This window comes from Streptomyces sp. NPDC054932 (assembly GCF_053610205.1).
The window spans coordinates 1-6,112 of sequence record NZ_JBSGXU010000305.1 but is presented as its reverse complement, the minus strand read 5'-3'; the positions used below and the strand labels follow the sequence as shown (position 1 = coordinate 6,112).

Annotated in this window: 7 protein-coding genes; 4 read left to right on the top strand and 3 right to left on the bottom strand. The window is 71.2% G+C overall.

From position 1 onward, the window contains the following. Positions 1-475 precede the first annotated feature (475 nt). Positions 476-922, bottom strand: coding sequence for a hypothetical protein (locus ACWGE1_RS39460; RefSeq protein WP_453425293.1), 447 nt, complete (start codon positions 920-922; stop codon positions 476-478). A gap of 127 nt (positions 923-1,049) precedes the next feature. Here ACWGE1_RS39460 and ACWGE1_RS39455 point away from each other — a divergent pair, with 127 nt between their 5' ends. The 4 genes from ACWGE1_RS39455 (at position 1,050) to ACWGE1_RS39440 (ending at position 4,521) form a co-directional block, all read left to right on the top strand. After that, positions 1,050-1,520 carry a flavodoxin family protein gene (locus ACWGE1_RS39455; protein ID WP_453425292.1) on the top strand — a complete coding sequence of 157 codons (471 nt, stop codon included), beginning with the start codon at positions 1,050-1,052 and terminating at the stop codon, positions 1,518-1,520. 196 nt (positions 1,521-1,716) lie between these two features. Further along, the gene (locus ACWGE1_RS39450; protein WP_453425291.1) at positions 1,717-2,568 is read left to right on the top strand and encodes a CPBP family intramembrane glutamic endopeptidase; all 852 of its coding nucleotides are present in this window, start codon (positions 1,717-1,719) and stop codon (positions 2,566-2,568) included. Position 2,569: 1 nt separating this feature from the next. Beyond that, positions 2,570-3,925, top strand: coding sequence for a histidine kinase (locus ACWGE1_RS39445; protein ID WP_453425290.1), 1,356 nt, complete (start codon positions 2,570-2,572; stop codon positions 3,923-3,925). After that, on the top strand, positions 3,877-4,521 hold the full coding sequence (locus ACWGE1_RS39440; RefSeq protein ID WP_453425289.1) for a response regulator transcription factor: 645 nt from the start codon (positions 3,877-3,879) through the stop codon (positions 4,519-4,521). Before ACWGE1_RS39445 ends, ACWGE1_RS39440 begins: the two co-directional genes overlap by 49 nt. 159 nt (positions 4,522-4,680) lie before the next feature. On the opposite strand, the gene ACWGE1_RS39435 is transcribed toward ACWGE1_RS39440, so the two are convergent. After that, positions 4,681-5,157, bottom strand: coding sequence for a hypothetical protein (locus tag ACWGE1_RS39435; protein ID WP_453425288.1), 477 nt, complete (start codon positions 5,155-5,157; stop codon positions 4,681-4,683). A gap of 172 nt (positions 5,158-5,329) precedes the next feature. Continuing rightward, positions 5,330-5,950, bottom strand: coding sequence for a hypothetical protein (locus tag ACWGE1_RS39430; protein ID WP_453425287.1), 621 nt, complete (start codon positions 5,948-5,950; stop codon positions 5,330-5,332). Between the last annotated feature and the right edge of the window lie 162 nt (positions 5,951-6,112).

Sequence of the window (6,112 nt, the reverse complement as noted above, 5' to 3'; positions counted from 1 at the left end):
CACCCCTACTGAGGGGCATCGGCTCAGCCGCGGCTCGGCGGGATCAGGCCGACCTCGTGCGCGGCGGTGGCCGCCTCCACTCGGTTGCGTCCGCCCGGTTTCGTCGGCACCGAGCCGACGTATGCCTACACCGTTCCCTCGACGAGATGCAGGTCGCCCCGCGACCTTCCCGTCGGGTGCACCGTCGAGGCCCTCCCGGCCGGGCCGCCGCCGCCGGGGGTTGGCGGTGCGCCGGGAGACCAAGGCCGTTGGCGCTGCCAGGAATGCGGGGCTCGCCGCTGCCCCAGAGTCCTCCGAACGGCTCGCCGAGACCCGGCGCGCCGCTGTCTACCTGGCCCGGCAGCTGACAACCGGCGTCGTGTCACCGTCGCGGTACAACGAGCTGGAGCCGGCCCCGTCCACCGGCTCCGCTGGACGGACGGCAAGCTCGTGGCCAAGGACACCCTGAGGGCGAGCCGAGGCCGGCCGGCCCGGGCTACTTCACGTTGTGGGAGAAGAAGGGATGGGGGCAGTTGGCGCATTTGCCGTCAGTACCAGTGCTCCATCCTTCACACGCAACACAGACCAGGCAGTTGATGACATCGATCGGGGTCGCCAGACCTGCGCTCTCCAGGCGAGACCGGGCCGTTCGTCGCACCTCATCCAGTTGAAGCTGCAACTTCTCCAGATCGTCCGAGTTCTCCTTCAGCGCCTGCTTCTGCGCTTCGGTCAAGTCAGTGTTGAGACCCACTGTCTTCCCCTCATTTCGCAGTAGAAGATCCGCGTTCTCCTCCATTGTCATCCGGGCAAGGCAGGCGGGCATGTGGTGCGAATTGCGTTCGCGGTCAACCATTTCCCCGGCAAACGACGAAGCATCAACCATGCCCGGCGAGCGGTTCGCGCAATTCGGTTCCCGACCCGCCGGCCGCGGGGCTGCCGCCACGGACCGTCCGCTCTGCTGTCGTTGCGCGCATCACGCCGCCTCCCGCACCGTCGCCCGGCGCCGGTTCGTCACATTCGATGCGTCTGCTCGGTCTCTGCTGCGAGGGCAACCAACGAAAGGGATCCCGATGAGGACTTTGCTCGTATGCACGTCCGTCTCCCACGGCAACACCCGGCGCGTGGCGCAGGCGATGGCCGAGGTGCTCGATGCCCGCGTGGTCGCGCCGGAGGAAGTGGCCGTGACGGAGCCGACGGGCTACGACCTGGTGGGCTTCGGCTCCGGTGTCTTCTCGCAGCGGATGCACCCGGACCTGCTGGCGTTCGTCCGCGCGTTGCCGACGTCGTCGCGGCGAGCCTTCGTCTTCGCCACGAGCGGCCTCCCGGAGTTGCTCTTCGCGCCGTACACCCGCCCGGTGGTGCGGCTCCTCCAGAGCAAGGGATTCAAGGTCGAGGACATCTTCACCTGCCGAGCGTTCGACACCTTGGCGCCGTTCAAGCTGATCGGCGGCATCAACAAGTACCGTCCGAACGAAGACGACTTGATCGCCGCTCGCCGATTTGCCGAGCGCCTCGCGAACGGTTCCACCAGCGCAGCCTGATCTGCCTGGGACGTCCGCCCGGACTCCGTCCCCGCCGCCCTCGCCGGACTTTCGTGGAGCGGGCCGTTGAGGGGGTGTACCTGGGTACACCCCCTTTCGGTATCCACGTGCAAGGACGGATCCGACGCCCACCGGCAGAGTCGAAGGCGGGGCGCGACAGCCGCGCCCCCAGCGATGCACGGGGAGGCCGGGCAGCATGCCGGACCACGAGCAGGGACAGCGGCGGGTGCCGCGGAGCGGTTGGGTGGCGCAGGCAGGGGTGTTCCTCGCCGTCGCCTTCGTGGCGGCGGGAGCATGCGGGGCACTCCAGCCCGCGACCGGTATACCGCCCGAGGTGGTGCAACTGACCCAGTTCGGGCCCGCCCTCGCCGTGGTGGCCGTGGCACTGCTGTGGCCCGGGCGGATCAGGGACCGGCTCGCGGGGACCCTGCCCGTCCGCCACCGCGGACCTGTCGGCCGCGAGGGGCGTATGCCGGTCGGCAGAGGGGCGGCCCTCCTGCTCACCCCCGTCCTGATCACCGCTCTGTGCGCGGGGGGCGCCGTGCTCACCTCCGGCACGCTCCCCGTCACCAGCCCCCCGGCTCTGGCACACCCCCTCGCCCTGCTCGTGGCCGCCCAGCTCATCGGCGCCTGCGCGGAGGAGATCGGATGGCGCTGCTACCTGCAGCCACTGCTGCGCACCCGCTTCGGACCGGTCGCCGCCTCCGTCGCGGTCGGGACGGTCTGGGGCCTGTGGCACGTGCCGGTCCTCGCCCAGGAGCCCGTCTACGCGGCCGGATTCCTGACGGCCACCGTCGCGATGTCCGTGATCCTCGGCCTGGCCCTGGAACGTGTGCGGAGCAACCGGCTGCTGCTCGCGGGCTGCTTCCACACCCTGGTCAACCTCGGCATGCTGTTCGTGACGGACGAGACGTCCCCGGCATCGGCACCGATGGCGCTCTTGGGGGCCGCTTGCCTGGTCGCAGCGCTCCCTTGGATCGCCTCCGCCCGTCGGGCGGCGACCGCGCCGGATAGGATCACCGCCGCAACAGGGCACGGACCGTTCTGACATGACGGAACCACAGGTGAGCATGGCACAGGGAGACAAGCAGTCCGGCACCAAGCAAGCCGGCACCAGGCAGTCCGGCATCAGGGGCGCGCTCACCGATGTCGGCCGCTGCCAGCTGCTCTCGCTGGCCGCGCTCGCCGTGTGCGGAGCCGGCAGCCTCGTGGTCGGGGCGCTGCTGCTCCTGCCCGTCGGGATCGGCTTCCTCCTGCTCCCGCCCGCCGCAGCGGTTCTGCGCCGCATGTCCGACCTCTACCGCGACCGGGCGGCCCGCTGGACGGGAACCGTGATCAGTCCGCCTCAACCGCTTCCACCCCGGCCCGCTCCACTCGAGCAGAAGGCGGCCGGCCGCCACCGACGGGCCCGAGCGCTCCTCGGCGACGACGGATTCTGGCACGACCTGCGCTGGGCCTGGGCGGAGCCGTGGACGGGCGCACTGCTCGCCGCGGTGCCGCTGGCCCTCGTCGAGTACGGCCTCTTCGGCGCGGCCGTGCAGCCGTTCGTCTGGCGGCTCCTGGGCGACGGCAACTGGTACGCCTTCGTGCTGGTCGACTCCACCGCGACGATGCTCGCCGCGCTCCTGCTGGGCCTCGGTCTGATCATCGCGGGGGTCCGGCTGGCCCCTCCCGTGCTGCGGCTGCACGCACGCTGGAGCGGGCGGCTGCTGGCCGCCCCGTACACCACCGAACTCGCACGCCGCATCGAGCACCTCGCAGGGTCCCGCGCCGACGTCCTCGACGTCCAGGCCGCCGAACTGCGGCGCATCGAGCGGGACCTGCACGACGGGGCACAGGCCCGGCTGGTCGCCCTGGGCATGACCCTGGACGAGGCCACCCGGCTCCTCGACCGCGACCCCCCGGCCGCCCGCGCCCTGCTGCTCGAGGTACGGGCCACCTCCCAGCGGGCTCTGCAGGACCTGCGCGAGCTCGTTCATGGGGTCCTGCCCCCGGTGCTCGCCGACCGGGGCCTCGGCGACGCGGTGCGCTCACTGGCCCTCGACAGCCACCTCGACGTGCACATCGAGGTGGCCCTGCCCGGCCGGCTCCCGGCACCCGTGGAATCCGCCGGCTACTTCGCCGTCGCGGAGCTGCTCGCCAACGCCGCCAAGCACTCCGGCGCCCCCGAGGTCCGCATCGGCCTGAGCCACACCGATGGCGTCCTGCGCGTCACGGTCGCCGACGGCGGCCGCGGAGGCGCGGACCCCGCCGGCAGCGGACTGCGGAGCGTACGGCGCCGACTGGACCCCTTCGACGGAACCCTCGTCCTGCACAGCCCGCGGGGCGGCCCGACCACCGCGACCTTGGAGATACCGTGCGCGTTGTCCTCGCCGAAGACCTCTTCCTCCTCCGGGACGGGCTGACGCGCACCCTCCGGGAGCACGGGTTCGAGGTGGTCGCCGCCGTCGACAACGGTCCGGCCCTGCTCAAAACGCTCCTCGAGGAAGAGCCTGACGTGGCCGTGGTCGACATCCGCCTGCCACCCACCTTCACCGACGAGGGCCTCCAGGCAGCCCTGGAAGCACGTCGATCCCGGCCGACGCTGCCCGTCCTCGTGCTGTCCCAGTACGTCGACCAGCTCTACGCACACGAACTGCTGGCCGGAGGCCAAGGCGCCATCGGCTACCTCCTGAAGGACCGGATCACGCACACCACCCAGTTCGTCGACGCGGTACGCACCGTGGCCGCGGGCGGTACGGTGATGGACCCGCAGGTCATCGCACGGCTGCTGGCCCGCAGCGACGCCCGCGGCACCACCGCGCAGCTGACGCCGCGCGAGCTGGACGTGCTGGGCCTGATGGCCGAGGGCCGCTCCAACGCGGGCGTTGCGCAGACCCTGTTCATCAGCGAGAGCGCGGTCGCCAAACACACCGCCGCCATCTTCACCAAGCTGCGGATCGAACCGTCAGCAGACGACAACCGTCGGGTGCTGGCCGTCCTGGCCTACCTGAAGCGGTAGCCACTGCCCCGAGCGGAGGGGCGTTACCGCTGGGCCGCTGCCATGCGGGCGCCGTCGGCCCGTCCCCGTGTACTCCGGACACGGGGACGGGCCGCGCAGCGGTGCTGCAGCCGGTCCGGTGCTCCGCCACCAGGTCCGGCCCGGGGCTCACCGGAACGGTCAGCAGGTGATGGTGACCTCGTGGACCACGGGGTTGGCCGGGCGGGGGAACGCGGCCACACCGAAGGTGCCGCGGACGGTCCGGCTGCACGGGACGGTGCTGACCGGGCCGTGTATCTCGAGCTTCGAAGTGGTGAAGATGACATGCCGGGACTGGGTGTCGGCCGTGCCCGTGCCGACGATCTCCGAGGTCAGGGTCGTGAACAGCTCCTTCGGGGCGGGCGCGGGGCTGCCCGGGGAGGGCGGACCGGCGAGCCCGACCGTGCCGTAGAACTCGACGGTGGTACCGGTGATCTCGGCGCAGACCCGGGTGGCCAGACCCGCCTGTAGGCCGGAGTTCCCGCAGGAAGTGACGGTTTGCGTGGTGTCGGCCGGAAGGGCGGTGTCGACGGGGGCGACTGCGCCGGCAGGGGTGACTGCGCACACGACCAGACCTGCGGCACCTGCGGCAAGCAGGGCTAAGCGGAAGCGGTTCACAGGGTTTCTCCTCATCGTCGATCACCGTCGAGGTGTTCCAGGGCGGTGCTGATGACATGTGATATTTCACATGGCGTCAGAATCCGAGGTTACCAAAAGCTGGCCTCCCCCTGAGCGGATCACGACGCACAGGCGTCGCCGCGGCCGAAAGCCGGGCGATCCCGCCGTTCTGTCACGGTCCCGCGTCCACCCGCCCCGGTGACGAGGAGCTCGGCGTCATCCTCCTCGCCCGGTTCCGGTCGCAGGACCACGCAGCCGCACCCACCAGCACGGCCGCCCCGGCTCCGTACAGGGGCAGCCACAGGGTCGTCGTGGCCGCCAGGCACTCGGCAACGGCCTTGTGCCTCTGGGCCTCTTGCGTGAAGGCGACAGCGGCGTCGTCACCACCGGCCAGATCCGCAACCGCCGCCCTCGTCCGGATGACCTCGTACCTGCCCTGTCCGTCGCACCCGCTACGCGTGCCCGGCATCGGGAACAGCCACTCCCAGCGCTGCATCATGGGGGCCAGGGCGATGGCCACGCACAGGCCGACGACCAGCGAATACGCGACCAGACCGCGCATGTAGGCCGATCGGATGCCGGGCGCCCATGCCGGCTGCCCCCGAAAGGCGAAGACCACCGCGAAGAGGGTCACCCCGATGTACGTGGCGAACCACTGCCAGGAACCCTGCGCCAGAGTGAACGCCAGAACGGCGGCGAGCCCAATGCCGATGACCCCGCCCTCACCGCCTGTCGCATCGCCTGCGCCAGTGGAATCAGGCCTTCGGGTCTTTTGAGGGCTGGGATCGCTCACGGGCCTCTCCTGCCGGGTCGGAGGCATCAGCACCGGCACCAGCATCCGCCGCGCGTCGCTGCGGGGCCTGGGCGCCATGCCGGACGGGAGCGGATCGCGCCCGGATGGGGGAGCCCGGACGCGAGCCGCCACCACCCCACCCCACGGCTGCTCCTCGCGCAC

Excerpts from the sequence above, each read along its gene's own strand:
- ACWGE1_RS39455 (WP_453425292.1), top strand. The coding sequence starts at position 1,050 with ATGAGGACTTTGCTCGTATGCACGTCCGTCTCCCACGGCAACACCCGG.
- ACWGE1_RS39450 (WP_453425291.1), top strand. The coding sequence starts at position 1,717 with ATGCCGGACCACGAGCAGGGACAGCGGCGGGTGCCGCGGAGCGGTTGG.
- ACWGE1_RS39445 (WP_453425290.1), top strand. The coding sequence starts at position 2,570 with ATGACGGAACCACAGGTGAGCATGGCACAGGGAGACAAGCAGTCCGGC.